General features: G+C 66.9%; 5 protein-coding genes. 1 reads left to right on the top strand and 4 read right to left on the bottom strand.

Going from position 1 to position 17201, the window contains the following annotated elements; all coding sequences use genetic code 11:
- Window positions 1-2: 2 nt before the first annotated feature.
- From NOD94_RS18540 to NOD94_RS18525, 4 genes are all read right to left on the bottom strand, one after another.
- Entirely contained in the window at window positions 3-8027 is an 8025-nt protein-coding gene (locus tag NOD94_RS18540) for a type I polyketide synthase (protein WP_281207084.1), read from the bottom strand.
- Window positions 8024-12520: a MupA/Atu3671 family FMN-dependent luciferase-like monooxygenase gene (locus NOD94_RS18535; RefSeq protein WP_281207083.1), complete on the bottom strand. Its 4497-nt coding sequence runs from the start codon at window positions 12518-12520 to the stop codon at window positions 8024-8026. The genes NOD94_RS18540 and NOD94_RS18535 overlap by 4 nt, the downstream gene beginning before the upstream one ends.
- Before the next feature lie 23 nt (window positions 12521-12543).
- Window positions 12544-14559 carry an AMP-binding protein gene (locus NOD94_RS18530; RefSeq protein WP_281207082.1) on the bottom strand — a complete coding sequence of 672 codons (2016 nt, stop codon included), beginning with the start codon at window positions 14557-14559 and terminating at the stop codon, window positions 12544-12546.
- A 267-nt stretch (window positions 14560-14826) separates the two neighbouring features.
- Window positions 14827-15054 (bottom strand): MbtH family protein, encoded by a 228-nt coding sequence (locus NOD94_RS18525; RefSeq protein ID WP_281207081.1) that lies wholly within the window; start codon window positions 15052-15054, stop codon window positions 14827-14829.
- 527 nt (window positions 15055-15581) lie between these two features.
- Here NOD94_RS18525 and NOD94_RS18520 point away from each other — a divergent pair.
- A complete protein-coding gene (locus NOD94_RS18520) occupies window positions 15582-17147 on the top strand; it encodes a conjugal transfer protein (RefSeq protein ID WP_281207080.1) in 1566 nt (521 codons plus the stop codon).
- The last annotated feature ends 54 nt before the right edge of the window (window positions 17148-17201 follow it).

Here is a 17201-nt window from a genome sequence, read left to right as displayed (position 1 = left end):
TATCAGCTGTTTTCTGCGACCGGTTGCGGAGAGCTCATGTCTCCGAGCGCCACCACGATCTTGCGCGGTCCGACGAACGGACGGCGAGCGTGGGCGACGAGCATGTTGTCGATGACCAGCACATCGCCCTCCTGCCAAGGGAATGCGAGCGATTCCCGGTCCATCAATGCCCGGATTTCATCGACCACGGCGTCCTCGATCACTGATCCGTCACCCCAGTAGACGTTGCGCGGCATGCCCGCTTCGCCGTAGAGGTCAACGAGTGACTGGCGGGTCTCGGAGTCGAGGCAGGAGACGTGGTGCAGTGCCAGTTGGTTGAAGAAGACCATTTCCCCGGTACGCGGGTGCGGCAGGACCCCGTCGGCCACCCGCCAGGTCTTCAGCGTGCCGTCGGGGCTCCACTCGAATCCCATTCCGGCCTCGGCACACTTGCGTTCCACCTCGGCCGGGTCGTCGGTGCCGTAGAAACGAGACCAGCTCACGTCGACCGATTCGATGAAGTTCCGGACGTAGCGCAGCTTCTTCTTCTCGAACTGCTCGACCAGCTCCGGGCGAAGCTCGGCGTATACCTTGCGGCAGTCGACGATCGGCGTCTCGCCTCCCTCCTGCGGTGCCACGATGCACGAGAAGAACTGCCTCATGGGCCAGGTGTGCAGGTGCGAGCTCTCGTTGTGGAAGAGGATCGACTGGTCCTCCGGGTACGGGGTCGACTTATAGATCTGGTCGGACTCCCCCTCACGAGGAAGGTCCCCGTACTCCCGGAAGAGTGTCGGGCAGATCGCGCCCGCGGCCTCCTCGAACTCGGCCACCGAGCTGGAGTGGAAGCCTCGAAGCAGCAGCGCCCCGTGACGGTGGAGGTGCGACTCCACGAGGTCCCGGTTCGCCCTGAGCCAGCCGGGCAGGTCAACGCCTTCACCCGTCGGCTCCAGGACGAGCGGCGTCTCCGGCAGGCCGGGCAGGAAGCCCGTCTTCACCGGATTGATGTCCGTGATCTCCACCGAGCGCCGCTTCGCGGTGCGCAGTGACTGGAGCCTCGTAGTCTTGGAATTCTCCACGGTCATGTTCCTCAACCTCACCTCGTCGTCCGTCTCCATCCGCAGCGATCCAATGCGCTCCTCCGGCGTTTCCGCCGCACTCGTCAGAAGCTGGACGAGATGCGCCGACAAGCGCTCGACGGTGGAGGCGTCGAAAAGTGCCGCGTTGTAGATGAACGTTCCTACGATTCCCTGTTCCTGTTCTTCCATGAACAGCGTCAGGTCGAATTTCGTGTGCAGTGAATCGACTTCGATCGTGTGCGCCGCAATTCCGGGAAGCTCAAGCGTGATGTTCAGCTTCTGTAGCAGGAAGAGGACCTGGAACAGCGGCGTATGGCCCGGATTCCGTCCCTGTCGCATTTCGTCGACGAGAGTCAGGAACGGCAGGTCTTGATGCGCGTAGGCATCGACGGACGTCGCCCGTACGCGTTCGAGAAGCTCCGTAAAGGTCGGGTTCCCCGCCAGGTCCGTACGCAGCACGAGGTTGTTCACGAACATGCCGATCATCTGCTCGAAGACGGCGCGCGTGCGGTTCGCGTTGGTCGTTCCCACGGCGATGTCGGTCGTGCCGGCATGGCGTGAGAGGAGCACGTTGAACGAGGCGAGCAGCACCATGAACAACGTCGCACCCTCGTTCCGGCCGAGCGCGTCGAGCCGCGCCGACAGCTCCGGGGGGACGACGAAGCGGTGTACGGCATTACGTATGTTCTGCCGGTCGGGCCGCGGCCGGTCCGTCGGCAGTTCGAGCAGCGGAGGTAGCCCCGCGAGCTTGCGCTTCCAGTAGCGGAGTTGCTCGTCGAAGACCTCGCCGTCGAGCCAGTGCCGTTGCCACTGCGCGAAGTCCGCGTACTGGTGCTCCAGCGGCGGCAAGGGGGACCGCTCGTCCCGCGCGAACGACGAGTACAACGTGACCAGCTCATGAATCAGTACGCCGAGCGACCACCCGTCGGAGACGATGTGGTGGATGTTGACGAGGAGCACATGGTCCTCGTCGTCGATCCGCAGCAGTGCCACCCGGATGAGTGGACCGGTCTCCAGGTCGAAAACACTGCGCGCATGTTCCTGGGCCAGGTCCTGGATCTGGTCCTCGCGCACCTTGCGGACCGGCAGCTCCACGGTGAAGTCCTCGTGGACCCGCTGCACCGGAGTGCCATCCACCGAGTGGATGGTGGTGCGCAGCACTTCGTGCCGGCTGATCACCTCGTGCAGGCTGCGCCGCAGGCAGTCGATCTCCAACGCACCGACCAGGCGCACCGCGCCCGGAATGTTGTACATCGCGCTGGGCCCGTTGAACTGTTCGGCGAGCCAGAGAGACTGCTGGCCGAACGACAGCGGTAGCACGGCGTCCCGCGACACGCGCAGCAGAGGGACATCCGTGTGCGAGCCTCCACGCTTCGCCTCGCGCACCCTTCCCGCGAGCCCGGCGACCGTCGGCGCGTCGAACAGCGCCTTGACCGCGAGATCCACGGAGAACCTGCGGCGGACACGAGCGATCACCTGTGAGGCGAGGAGCGAGTCGCCCCCGAGACGGTGGAAGTCGTCGTGCCGACCGACAGCTTCTGTTCCGAAGAGCTGCCTGAAGATGGCGAGGAGTTCGGCCTCGACGTCCTCACCGGCCGGTGCTCCCCCTGCCCGGTGGGACCGGTGCAGCGCACGGCGGTGTTCGGCACGGACGGCGGACGCCGCAGCGGGGTGCTCCGAGGACACCACGATGACTCCGGTCCGGCCGAGGGCGCGTCCGACCGAGGACACGTCACCGTCGTCCGTCCAGTGGATCGAGGCGTTCTTGGTCCGCTGGGGCTGCGGGCCGGCGAGAGCGTCGAGGAACCCACCGATGGCGGCGGATGCCGGCGTGCCCTTCCCGCCACGGTCCTCCGCCGGGGACACGAACGCGACGTGCCGGACCCCGGCGGAGGCAGCGGCGCTTTCGATGGCCAGCGCGGCCTGCGCCTGGGCGGACACTTCAGTCCTGAGGTCCACCGGTGTCCACTCGGACGGGGCACCCCAGGCCGTCGGATCCACGGCGTGGACGATGCGGTCCACCCCGCCGAACCGTGCCTTGGCGAGGGCGATGACCTCGGCGAACTGCTCAGGGGAGGTCAGGTCCGCGGAGGTCAGGAGGACCTCGGCCCCGTGCTCTTCGAGCTCGCGGACCGTGTCGATCAGCGTCCGGCGGGCGTCGAGGATTTCCTCGGCCCTGCGCACCTGATAGGCGGTGAACTCCGGAGACTGGATGACCTCCGGCTGCTGCGCGAGCACGAGACCGTAGTCCGTCGAGGCTCGCGCGGCCGCTTGCTGGGGGAACGACACGACGTCCTCGAACGGCTGCTGACCCAGTACCCGGTCCCAGGTGTCGAGCGAGATCAGCGGTGAACGCGTCCTGACGTCCTCGTCCTCGAAGAACCACCATCCTTCGGCGAGGCCCCACAACATCTCGACCCACCGCAGCGACACGACCGCCTCAACGAGGCACAGCACGCCGCTCGGGGCGAGCAGCTCGCGCAGGTTCCGTGTTGTCGCGTCGATTCGCGGCGTCGCATGGACCACGTCGAAGCCGATGATGACGTCGAAGGAGTACGGGTCGAAGCCCTGGGCCTCGGGGTCCTTGGAAATGTCGAAGACCTGACAGTGCATCTCGGCGAACCCGTAGTCGGTGGCCGCCTGCCGGGCACGCCGGACGAAGGAGCTACCGAGATCGGTGAACGTGTACCGCACGTCCCGGCCCCGCAGCAGCGGGGCGACGAGGCGGGTCAACTGGCCGTTTCCGCCGCCGACTTCCAGGATCCGGAGTGGACGGCCCACCGTGGAGTCGGCCAGTCGGGCCAGCAGCCGGCCCAGGAGGGACGCGTAGACGCCGTAATTGCTCCCGCCCAGCAAGCCGCGGAAGGCGGTCTCCAGCCGCTTCGGGTCTCCGTCGGGGAAGAGCACACCGACGGCGTCGATGTCACCGCTCAGCGCCGCCGGGTAGTGGCGCACACAGTGTTCGAGGAACGTGATGGTGTCCTCGAAGCCGGGCAGTTGCTCCAGAGCGGAACGCGTGTCCGTGAAATCCGCGGCCCCTCGGTCGGCGAGGACCTCGATGCGATCTCCGTCGCGGCGGATGACCCCGTCCTCGCGGAGGACCTCCAGGAAGAAGTCGAGGAACTTGTCGAACTTGGGCAGGATCCGCATCCGGTCGGCGATCTCCGCACGCCGCTGGACGACTCCCGGGGTGAGATCGACACCCGCCGCGGTCAGCGCGTCGTACACGTACCCGCCGCAGAGCCGGTTCAGTGTCCGCTCGACGGAGCTCCGGTCCTGTCCCGAGTCCGCCGCGTCGGTCAGTTCCCGCTCGATCCGGCCGAGCCACGCGGCTTCGTCACGTATGGGGTCCTCGACGGCGCCACCCAGTCCGGCGGTGGCCTCGGCCAGAGCACGCCCCGGTCCGGTGGAACCGTCGAGCCAGTGGGACCACTCGGCACGGTCGGGTACCGGTTGCCGGCCGACGAGGGTGAGCCGCGACCGGTGCGTCTCCGCGAAGTGCCGGGCCAGACGTGCCGAAGTACCGGTGAACCCGTCGGTGACGATGAGGCTCGCCGTCTCTCGGACGGGATCGAGCGGACCCTCGGGCAGAGGACCGTACGTTTCCGTGTACCGGGCGTCCTCGCGATGGGCGACCACAGCATCGCCGAGTCCTGCCGCGACCTCCATGACGACGCTCTCGGCGGACGCCGACAGGTTTCCCTTGATGTCCAGGCAAGCGATGGCGAGTTCCGGGTGGTCGTCCGCGGCGGCCCGGCAGAAACCGCTCAGCGTGCTCTTGGCGACCGAAGGAAGGTCGCCGGCCACCACCGCGTGCAAGCGGTCCGACACCACGGCGAGCCGTATGGGAGCGTCGGTCACGCGCCCGGCAAGGGCGTGGACCCATGCCGCCGCCCTACCCAGACCGTCCCGCTGAACCGCGTCGAAGTCCTCGGCCTCTCCGGTCGCGCAGGTGAGTACGACGGAGCCTGGTAGCCGGTCCTGTTCCTCCAGCGCGTCGAGCAGACGGTCGATGTCCTCGGGGCGCGAGGGATCGATCACGTAGCCTTCATCGGATGCTGAGAAGGCCGCACCGCTACCGACCAGCACCACCGACTGGTCGGCCTCGACGAGCCGTTGGGCCAGGGCCCATCCGAAATCGTCCTCGTCCACTGCCAGCAGCCACGTGCCCCGTTCCCGGAGCGAGGCCTCCGCGACGGCACCGTCCAGCGAGGCAGTTCGCCAGCCGGGTGCGAAGTGGACCGGCTCCTGCAGGTCCCGTCCCGTGACGGGCGGAATCTCACCTGTGTGCGCGGCGAGCAGGGACCTCTTCGGATCCGCGTCGATCCAGTGGCGCTGCCGCTCGAACGGATATCCGGGCAGGGGAAGACGGTGACGCCGCTGACCTTCCCAGAACGCGTCCCACGCGACGGGGACGCCGGCGCAGTACAGGGAGCCAAGGGCCGCGAGGAGCGCCCCTTCGTCGCTCCTCGCGTCACTTCCGCCGCGCCCGGAGGTCACGATGCGCAGCGGATCGACCCCCGCACGGCGCACCATCGGGGTCAGTGTCCGCCCCGGACCCACTTCCAGGAACACGTGCTGCGGGTCCTCGGCGATGGTGCGCACGGCATCGGCGAACCGCACCGTGCCACGCATCTGGCGCGCCCAGTAGGAGGGATCGCAGATCTCTGACGGGTCGAGGACACGACCCGTCAGACACGACACGACGGGAATGGCCGGCAGGTTCCGCTCTACCTGGGCGACCCGGGCCTCGAAGGCCCGGGCCATGTCGTCGAGCATCGATGAGTGGAACGCGTGGGAGGTGCGCAGACGCCGGTACTCCACACCCTGCGCCGACAATCGCTGTTCCAGTGCCTCGATCGCCTGATGTGGGCCGGAGGCCACGCACTGCTGCGGGTCGTTGACCGCCGCGAGTGAGCAGTCACCCAGCAGCGGTGTGAGCGAAGGCTCGTCGAGGGAGATGGCGAGCATCGCTCCGGGCGGCAGATCGTTCATCGCCCGGGCCCGGTCGACGACCAGGTCCAGCGCGTCCTCCACCCGGAACACTCCGGCCAGCGTCGCGGCGACGTATTCGCCGAGGCTGTGCCCGAGCATGACGGAGGGCTCCACGCCCCAGTCCTGCCACACCCGGGCCATGGCGAGGGAGACGGTGAAGAGCGCCGGCTGGGTGAGCCAGGTCTCGTCGAGCCGCGCACGTTCACGTTCTCCGGTCGCGGCGGACGGATAGATCAGCTCGCGCAGGTCGACGCCGAGCCGCCCCATGGTGTGCTCGGCGCACCGGTCGACCTCTTGGCGAAACGCGTCCTCGCCCTCGTACAGGCCCGCGAGCATGCGCAGCTGCTGCGCGCCCTGCCCCGGGAAGATGAACGCGACCCGGGGCGCGTCGGTTTTCCGCTCCCCGGAGACAATGGTCTCAGGACGGGCGCCTTCGAGGGCGGAGATCGCCTGCGCCCGGCTGGCGCAAACGAACGCACGGCGGTGCGCATAGGCGCGGCGTCCGCTGCTCAGTGTGTACGCGAGGTCCGGCAGCGCCGTTTCCCCGGCCTCCTGGAACACCGTCACGAGATCGCGGGCAGCACGTTCCAGCGCTTCGGGAGAGCGGGCGGAGACAACGATCAGCTGCTCGTTGCGAGACTCTCCCGATGCCTCCCGGATGGGCGCCTCCTCCAGTATTACGTGCGCGTTCGTTCCGCCGATGCCGAACGAACTCACTCCCGCGCGGCGGGGGGTGTCGGAGGCCGGCCAGGGGCGGCGCAGGGTGTTGACGTAGAAGGGGCCGGCGTCGAAGTCGATCGCGGGATTCGGACGCTCGAAGTGCAGCGTGGGCGGAAGCTCCGCGTGGCGCAGCGTCTGGACGGCCTTGATCAGACCGCTTACCCCCGCGGCCACATCGAGGTGACCGACGTTGGTCTTGACCGAGCCGATCGCGCAGAACTGCCGCTGGTCGGTCTTCTCGCTGAACGCCCTGGTCAGTCCGGCGATCTCGATGGGATCGCCGATGACCGTGCCCGTACCGTGCGCCTCTACGTACCCGACCGTCTGGGCTGGAACCTCGGCGAAGGCAAGTGCGTCGGCGATGACAGCGGCCTGGCCGGTGGCGCTGGGGGCGGTGAATCCCGCCTTGGAAGCCCCGTCGTTGTTCACGGATGAACCACGGATTACGGCCCATATGTGGTCGCCGTCGGCGCGCGCGTCCTCGAGGCGCTTGAGCAGGACGAGGCCCACCCCGCTGCCGAAGACCGTCCCCCCCGCACGCGCGTCGAACGCACGGCAGTGGCCGTCGGGCGAGGCTATCCCGCCCTCGTGGTAGGTGTAGCCGACGCCGTTGGGCAGGACCGCGCTGGCACCACCGGCGATCGTGAGATCGCAGTCATAGGCCAGCAGGGCCCTGCATGCCTGGTGAATGGCTACGAGTGAGGTCGAGCACGCGGTGTCGACACCGATGCTGGGGCCCGTCAGATTGAACTTGTGTGAGATCCGGGTCGGCGCGAAGCCCTTGTCGATGGCGAAGAAGATCTTCTGCATCCCGACCTGTTGCACGATCTCGGGCCGGGTGAGGACATTGTTGACGAGGTACGAAGGGAATCCGACGCCGACGTAGACCCCGGTGAGCTGTTCCAGAGTGTCCGGGTCGTAGCCGGCATTGTCGAACAACGCCTGCGTGCACTCGAGCAGCATCCTGTGCTGAGGGTCGAGAATTGATGCTTCCATCGGTGTGAGACCGAAGAACTCGGCGTCGAAACGGTCCATCTCCTCGAGGATGCTGGCCGCCGGCACGTAGTGGGGATCGAGGAGCTGCTCCGCCTCGACGCCTGCCGCCCGGAGATCGTCCGGCGACAGCCTGGAGATCGATTCGACCCCTTCGGCGATGTTGCGCCAGAACTCCTCAGGATCAGCCGCTCCGGGGAAACGGCCTGCCATACCGATGATGGCGACGTGCTGACTCTCGTCGCTCAAGTGTTGCTCGCTCACGAACCCTGCCTCCTGCGCTGCCGTTGACGAACGGCAGCCTTCTGCTTGCTTGCCCGCCTCTCGGCACCTGCGGCCAGTGTCTGGACACCGGTCTCTCCGCTCGCGCTGATGTGTGCCGCGAGCTCGGCGATCGTCGGGAAGGTGAACAGGTCGACCAGTTCGACCCGGCCGAGTGCCGCCGCGGTGATGCGCGCGTGCATCCTCGCGGCGAGCAGTGAATGGCCACCGACTTCGAAGAAGTTCTCGTGGATGCCGACGCCATCGCGTTCGAGCAGTTCCTGCCAGATCTCCTGGAGCAGGCTCTCGACCTGATTGCGCGGCGCCAGGTACGTGGCCCTTGGGCTGCCCTTTGTCTCTTGCGCCAGCCTGACGAGCGCACCGCGATCGACCTTGCCGTTCAGAGTCAGCGGCAGCCGGTCCATCACAACGATTCGCGACGGCACCATGTACTCGGGCAGTGTGCTTCGGGCGTGGGCGCGCACATTCGGCTCGTCGAAGACCGCCGCGCCGCGCACTACGACAAAGGCGACGAGGCTCACGTCTCCGTCGCGGTCAGGCCGGGCCACCACGGTGCAGTTCGCAACGGCCGGGTGCGAACCGAGCACGGCTTCGATCTCGCCGAACTCGATACGGAAGCCGCGTACCTTCACCTGGTGATCGGAGCGGCCCAGGAACTCGAAGCGGCCACCGCCCAGGGGTCGGACCATGTCACCCGTCCCGTACATCCTGGCACCCGGCCGGTCGGTGAACGGGTCCGGAAGGAACTTCTCGGCGGTCAGGGCAGGCTTGTTCCAATATCCTCGGCCCACGCCGGCCCCGCCGATGTACAACTCTCCCTGCACGCCGACCGGCACCGGCCTGAGCTGCGCGTCGAGAACGTAGAGCGAGGTGTTCACGAGGGGGCCGCCGACCGTCACGCGGCCGTCATCATCCGCTTCGAGCCGTTGTACCGCCGACCAGACACACGTCTCCGTCGGGCCGTACATGTTGAACACACCGGCCATTTCGGCGTCCCGCAATTGCGCGACGAGATCCGGCGGTGACGCGTCTCCTCCGACGAGGAGGGTGCTCAGCGTGCTTCCGGCCGAAGGATCGTTTCCCTGGTCGAGAAGCAGAAGGCGCGCGAACGCGGGCGTGCACTGCATGTGCGTGACGCCGTGCCGTGCGACGGCTTCCGAGGGCGTACGGGACGGCCTGGCCGCCGGCTCCGCCAGCGCGCGCTTGACGGCCGCGATGTGCCCGAGCGCCTCGAACGCCACGTGGTCGGGGACACCGAAGTCAATGAGGCAGGCGATCTCGTCCACCCCGGTCGCCGCCAGGTCCCGGACGAAAGCGGCGCAGGACTCCGGTGTCCCGAACAGCGCGCTGGTGGTGAAGTAGCGCTCGAAGGCATGCTCGACGATCACTTCGCGATGCCGCACGGGATCGAGTCCGAGACCCTTCGCGATCCCCTGCATCAGATCGATCGAACTGCGGAGGTAGTTCTTGAAGGGCTCGCTGACGGCCTCGCGGACCACCCCCACGTCAGGGTGGACGAAGGTGTGCAGCATCAGCGTCACGACGCCCTCGTCATGCCCGGCTGCGGCTCGCGCCGAACGGTAGACACCGATCTTGCGGGCGAGCTCCTGCACGTTCTGCCCCAGCAGGTGCGTCAGGAGGTTCGCGCCGGTCTCACCGGCCCTGCGGAATGTCTCGTCGCTGCCCGCGGCCGTCGCCCACACCGGAAGTTCGGTTTGCACGGGCCGTGGGAGCGTGCGCACCTCGATGTCCGCACCGACACCGTTCCGGCGGGGGACGCCCTCCCCGCGCCAGAGCCTGCGGACCACGTCGATGTCGTCCCACATCGACTCCTTCCGCGAGGCGAACCGTTCGGGTGCGAGAACGAAGTCGTTGGGCTGCCAGCCCGAGGCGAATGACAAGCCGACACGTCCGTCGGACAGGTTGTCGACCGCGGCCCATTCCTCGGCGACCCGGAGCGGGTCCTGCAGGGGAAGAACGACGCTTCCGGCACGTATCCCGATGTTCTCCGTCATGGCAGCTACCGCGCCCGCGAGGACCGCGGGGTTCGGGTACGCGCCGCCGAAGGTGTGGAAATGCCGTTCGGGAACCCATACGGCGCGGAAACCATGGGAATCCGCGAAGCGGGCTCCGTCGAGGAGCAGCCGGTACAGGTCCTTCCCCTTGTGTTCGCCGGAGTCGGCGGCGAAGTAGAACAGGCTGAAGTCCACGGGGCGTTGCCGTGGCTTCACGGCCTGCGGAGCAGGCGCCTCTCCATGGGAGGTCCACAGCTCGGGCTCGATGACGACCTTGTACCCCCGGCAGAGGGTCCAGAGGAGTTCGAGGACGGATATATCGAAGCATACGCTCGTCACGGCGAGCCACACGGGTTGCTCGTCCCCGGTTCGGCCTTCGTCTCCCAGCGCCCGGTCGAGACCTTCGAACAGGTTGACGACGTTCCGGCGGGTGACCATCACGCCCTTGGGGCGGCCGGTGGAACCCGAGGTGTAGATGACGTAGGCGAGTGCCTCGGCGGCGTTCCCGTCGAGGGGGTCGGGCTCGAGACGCTCCGCCTCGCTCTCGAGGGCGTGCAGAGGCAAGACATCTCCGGCGTAGGAACCCAGGGCGCGTCGCCCCGGTTCATCCGCCACGCACAGCGCCACTGCCGCGTCCTCGGCCATGTAGGCGATCCGGTCCTGCGGGTAGGCGGGATCCAGCGGAACGTGGGCGCCGCCGGCTCGCGCAGTCGCGAGCAAGGCCACCACGAGGGCAGCCGACCGTTCGATGCACAGACCGACGCGGACTTCTTCCCGTACACCGCGCGCGCGGAGTGCCGCGGCGAACCGGCCCACCCTGGCGCTCAGTTCTTCGTAGGTCAGCGTCTCGTCGTCACAAACCAGCGCCGTTGCCCGTGGAGTCCGCAACACCTGCGCGTCGAACTGTTCGAACCACGTGCGCCCGCGGATGTCGATCTGTGGGCCGTTCGCCTCGTGGAGCAGGGCGCGCTGCTCGTCCGGGGACATCGAAGGCAGCGACGAAACACGCGCGTCGGGACGCGCGGCGATCTCACCGAGCAGCGCGAGGTATCCGTGTGCCAGGCGTTCGACCGTCGAGTCCTCGAACAGGTCGACGTTGTACGTCCATGAGCAGACGAACCGCCCACCCGCCTGGTGTACCGACAGCACGATGTCGAACGGCGCACCGCGCTGGCCGGAGGAGGACAGCGTCTCCAGCGGCACGTCCTGCCCGCCGGAACGCGTCTGCTGCCAGACGTACATCACCTGGAAGAACGGCGGGCGGCTCGGGTCGCGCGGAGGGCTCAGCCGCTCGACGAGAAGCGGGAAGGGATAGGGGTGGTCGAGAGCGTTCAGGAGTGTCGAGCGCGTCCTGTCGAGGATCTCGGTGAACGTCGGGTCGCCCCGCAGATCACCGCGTACGACGACCGGATCGGCGAAGAAACCCACGGTGTCCTGCATCTGCGGTGAGCGCCGCCCGGCCGTGGGTGTACCCACCACCACGTCGTCGGAGGCACTGTACTTCTGCAGCAGCACCTGGAATGCCGACAGAAAAAGCATGTTCGGTGTCGCGTCGCCGTCACTCGCAATCCGGGCGAACCTCTGCGACAGCGCGGGGTCCACCTCGACGGAGAGACGGGCACCACGCATTGTCTGGGCCGGCGGACGCGGACGGTCGAACGGCAGGTTCATCACCGGCAGGGCGCCGCCGAGTTGTTTCCGCCAGTACGCGAGATTGCGCTCCGCCTCGGGCCCGGTGAGCCAGGCGCCCTCACTTCGTACGTGCTCCACGAACTGCTTCGCGGCGGGCAACGATCGAGCCTCGTTACCCGCTGTCCGGGCACGATAGGCGGTTAGCCACTCGTCGACGATCACGTCGATCGACCAGAGATCCGCAGCGATGTGATGAACGACGATCACCAGCACGGGCCGCTCGTCGTCCGGACCGGTGCGCACCAGCATGGCCCTGACCGGAAGATCGTGTTCGAGGTCGAAAGGGGAGTCCATGAAGGTCTCCACGACACACTCGACCGTATCTTCCGTCGCGGTTTCCTCGGTCAGGATCCGGGGCGGAGCCTCACGCGCCGACTGGGCCGGGTCACCCTCGCCCCACGTGTAGGTCGTGCGCAGGATCGCGTGCCGCCCCACCACCTCACACAAGGCGGCGTCCAGTTCCGCCGCGTCCATGGCGCCCACGGCACGCGCGGCGAAAGCCAGGTTGTAGGCCGCGCTGTCCGGCGTCACGCGCTGGTGGAGAAGAAGACTCTGCTGGCCGGCGGTGAGCGGGTTCGAGTCGGACGGTTCGCTTCCACGCTCCAGGTGGGCACGGAGCTCGTCCCTACGACCACGGACCAGGTCGAGAAGCTCGGGCGTCAGTGCGTCGCGGGAACCCCGGCATTGCAGCCGTCCGTTCTCCAGGAACACCCGTACGCCCTGCGAGGCAAGCGAATCGACCAGCTCAGAGGTGTTGTCAGGCTCCATCGTGTCCTTCCCCCTCCCGATCATCACCCGAGATCGACCTGAACTTCGTCGTACGCATCCCGCTCAGCGGCGCGGCTGCGGATGAGCTCCGCGCATTCCTCGACCGTGTGCACCTGGGCGACATCGGACAGGGTTAGCTCATATCCACAGCTGTCCTTCAAATCGGCGAGCACGCGGACTGCCCTGAGTGAATCTCCCCCGAGCTCGAAGAACCGGTCGTGGATCCCCACCCTTTCCACACCGAGGGCCCGCCCCCAGGAGTCGGCGACGGCTTGCTCCTCCGCGTCGCGTGGTGCGGAGTACGGCCTGTGGGCACGTGTCTCGCGCCTGTATTCGCCCGCGAGATAGGCGGCCCGCACCGCGGATCGCTGAAGCTTTCCGCTCGATGTACGGCGGATTCCTCCACGCGGCACGAAGACGATTTCGTGTACGGCCACCTCGTGGTGTTGACCGATACGATCACGGATCGTCCCGGCGGTCTCGTGGCGGTCCCCCTCCGACATCCTCGGAGCTGCCTCCACAGCCAGTACGAGCTGCTCCTCGCCACCTTCGTCGACGGAGAACGCGACACACCGGCCGCTCCGGCCGGAGGACGGGTAAGCCTCCTCCGCAGTCATCTCCAAGTCATGCGGGTAGTGGTTGCGGCCGCGGAGAATGATGAGGTCTTTCAGACGGCCGGTCACGAACAGTTCGCCGGACCGTACGAATCCGACATCGCCGGTGCGCAGATAAGGCCCTTCACCGGTAACCGCGATGGTTGCCCGGAACGTCGCCTCGCTCTCCTCACTGCGATTCCAGTATCCCTGCGCGGCGCTTCCACCACTGACCCATATCTCGCCCACGATGCCGTCCGGGCAAGGTACGCACGTCTCCGGATCGACGATGTCCACGTGTTGCTCGGGGTCGGCGCTGGCGCCGCAGCCTACGACGGTGCGCAGCTTCCCTCCCGAAACCGCCTCGACCGCGCGATTCTTTTCGAGCTCCGCAGCGTCCAGTGACACCACGGAGGATCCTCCGGAGTTCGCGGTCACCACGAGCGTGTTCTCGGCGAGGCCGAACGAAGGATAGAAGGCGTCCCGCCGGAATCCAGCGGGAGCGAAAGCCTGGGCGAACCTGTCGAGCGTATCCGCACGCACCGGCTCTGCCCCTGAGATGGCGACGTGCCAGTTCGAAAGATCGAGCCCCGCGACTTCCTCCGGTGCCGACATCGCCGCTCGTGCGCACATTTCATAGGCGAAGTTGGGAGCGGCGCTCACATACGCACCGTAGTGAGACATCGCCCGTACCCAGCGCAAGGGGTCACGGAGAAAGGCGAGGGGTGTGAAGAGTTGAGCGCGACCCCCACAGAAGAGGGCCATGAGAATTCCCCCGATGAGCCCCATGTCGTGATAGGGCGGCAGCCAGAAAACCCCGTTCATTCTGCCTTCGATGCCGTACGCTTCACGCCCGGCACGCAGGTTCAGGAGGAGATTCCGGTGCGAGAGCATCACGCCCTTCGGGCGGCCCGTCGAACCGGATGTGTATTGCAGCACGGCAAGGTCTTCGGGCGACGTGCCCGGCGGGACCCAGGAATTCGCGAGATCCGTGTCCACCGTGGAGGTCACGATCCACTCCACGCCGGATTGCCCGCCCCAGGGCGATTCTCCCGTGGTGGCCAGAGTCTCGGGGTCGACCAGCACACAGCTCGGCCTGGCGTCTTGAGCAATGGCACGTATGCGTTCCCAGCCGCGGTTCAGACGTGTCTTCTCCGGTGGATACGCGGGAACGGCCACCATGCCGGCGAGCATGCTCGCGTACACACCGACGATGTAGTCGATACCCGGCTGGTTGAGTATGAGAATCCGGTCACCGCGCTGCGCAGTCGCTTGAATGCGAGCAGCGAGAGCCCGAGCGCGCCGGAAAAGGTCCTCGTTCGTCAGCGGTCGCTCGTGAGGTGCGTCCCCGCCCGAGAACCGGTCGAGGTAGGTATAAGTGACGCCCGCAGGTTCTTCTTCCGAGCGCCGCTGCAGCAGGAAATTGAGATCGTTTTCCGCTATCACGGTAGTCTGGACGGCCCTTCTCGATGAAAAGCGGAAATGTGTCGCCCCACTCGAAAGCGGCGCATCAGCTGCTCGGGGGCAGTGAGTTCAGGGAGGCGTCGACACGAGGATGGCCACTCTCTGGCGCATTACACACATGCGAAGAAATGTCGACCCGTCATGAGTCCCGTGCGCCTAACACGTCAAGCCATCGACCTTTGGATCCATTGCCCGATTCGCAGCCAAGAGGTGCGGTCCGTGAGATCTCGCAGACCTGCGCTGATCGACTCAGCGGGCTTCCCCAGGATTCGGCTGCTCGCGAAGGCTGAGCGGGCGCATATCCGTCCACACCTCGTCGATATGACCCAAGCAGTCGCTCTTCGGGCCGGAAAACCCCGCTGTGCGCCATCCGTTCGGAATGGATCTGCCCGTGAACCAGACGGAGTACTGACCTTCATGGTTCACCACGACGTGGTACGTCCTCTTGTCGTCTTCGTTGACGCGATCGTCCTGCACTCTCGTCAACCCCCGTCCCCGTGAGTACACATTCTCTGGCCTGTCGAGCGCGGAACTTTACACTCTATTGAGTGATCGTCAAATTTGGCTCACGTAGGCTGACATGACCGCCGCAGTGTCGTCAAGATTGAACTCTGCGGGGCGGATCCGGCGTCCTCGGCGGAGCTTGGTGAGCCCCCACCTCCCGCGATCAGGGGAAGTGAGTCGGGTCCGCCGGCCTCGCCGCTTTCGATTGAGGCGGGGCCGGTTCGGTTCTCACTCCTTTGGTGACACACAGAGCTTGGCGGCAGTCGATCGTACGTCCGTCCGAGTGGGACGGCGCGGGATGCGCCTCGGCCGTCGGGACGCCATAGCAGTCACAACCCCCCTACGTCCGGCCACACATGCGCGATCAAGCTCGGGCGTGACCAGGCGGCGGACACTGCCGCTCGGTACCACTCCTGTGACTATAGTGCTTGTGTCTAGACAGTGAACGGGGAGCTGTCATGCACCCCGCGATGGGGCATGACAGCAGTGGAAGGGGAGTCGTGACTACGCCGCCTCATGACGGCCGGGAGCCGGTACCGGCACTGACCGAAGACATGCTCATCCAGCAGGAGGGGAGCAGCGCCGGCGGGTGGTTCCGCAATCCGTTCGCCAAGAAGCGTCCGGTTCGCCCCGCGCCGCCCAACCCCTGGACAGTTGCCGCCAATTCGATCCCGGGTGACGTGCCGGTGGTGAGCGGTTCCGGCGAACGGGAGGCACCGGCTCGGCGCCCGCCCAGTGCCCAGTTGCCGGAGGAGCCTCCTGCGGAGACGACCCGGAGGGACGGCAAGAAGGGCAAGAAGGGCAAGGAGGAGCGCCGGCCGGTAGCGGCAGAGGGCAACGGATGGTTCCACAACCCGTTCGCCAAGGCCAAGCCCAGCAGTGGAGTTGACCGTGGACAGGTGTCCACGGCGCAGATGTGGGCGGGACCCCGGCGTGGAATCCTGGTACGCCGGATACTCGGCATCACCGGCGTTCTGCTCCTGCTGTTCCTCTTCGCCAAGATGGGGGGCAAGGCCTCCAAGGCGGACGTCCAAGCCTTGGCGGACCAGCAGGCGTCCGCGAACAAGGGGGATTTCCCCCGGGGTGCGGCACTGATGTGGGCGGCACCCTTGGTGAAGGCCTTCGCGAGCTACGACCCCGCGCAGGCTGATGCGCGCTCGACGGCCCTGAAGCCGTATGCGATCAACGGCCTTGACGAACGGCTGGGCTGGAACGGTCAGGGGAAGCAGGTGGTCATCGACATGGTGATGAGCACCGACGTTCAGGTCACGGCAGCCGACAGGGCTGTCGTGCGGGCGACCGTGCAGGTGCAGGATGGGTCTTGGCGCTGCCTTGCCGTGCCGCTGTTCGCCGTGCAGCGCAACGGCTCCTCGGCCTTCGGCCTCACCGCGGCCCCCGTGTACGTGCCGTGCTCCGGACTGACCACGCCTTCGAAAGACGTGACTTCGGCGTCCAACGACGCCGCGCTCGCCCAGACCTTCAAGTCCGACCTGTTGCCACCGTTCATGGCTGCCTGGATCCAGAGCGACAACGCGAACCTGGCTCGGTACCTGCTTCCCGGGGTGACCTCGTTCGGACTCGGAGGTGCGTACACGGGAGGCGGCGGGGGCGGCCGGCCGGTGATCGGCGAAGTCTACGTTCCCGCAGTCGCCAAGGGACAGGACGCCAGCAGGCGCACCCTGACCTTCTCCGTGACGCTGAAGAGTTCCGCGGACACCAAGGCGGAGCAGACGTCGGCCTATCAGGTCGCCATCGCGCAGAGCAACGGCCAGTGGTACTTCGCGTCCGACCCCACTCCCGTACTTGGTGGCGGATCCGTCGGCGGTGACCAACTGCCCAACGTGCAGCCGACGAAGGGATCCGGGGGGTTGTTCTCGCAGAGTCCGACGCCTTCGCCGGGGTCCTCCGCGAGTGGCGCGACGCCCTCTTCCGGGCCCACCGGCAATGGCGCAACACCTTCGTCCGGGCCCACCGGCAATGGCGCAACACCTTCGTCCGGGCCCACCGGTACCGGCAGCGGTACAGGTGTGCAACAGCCGCACGCCAGTGGATCCCCGAAGCCGTAAGAGCGTCTATACATGACATGGAGCGGCACTCCTCCGCGGTAAGTCGACTGCGAC

It is taken from the genome of Streptomyces sp. Isolate_45 (assembly GCF_024721315.2).
GTDB lineage: Bacteria > Actinomycetota > Actinomycetes > Streptomycetales > Streptomycetaceae > Streptomyces.
This window is presented reverse-complemented; position numbering and strand designations above follow the sequence as displayed.

Coding starts and splice junctions, on each gene's coding strand:
- NOD94_RS18535 (WP_281207083.1), bottom strand. CDS start 12,520: ATGGAGCCTGACAACACCTCTGAGCTGGTCGATTCGCTTGCCTCGCAG.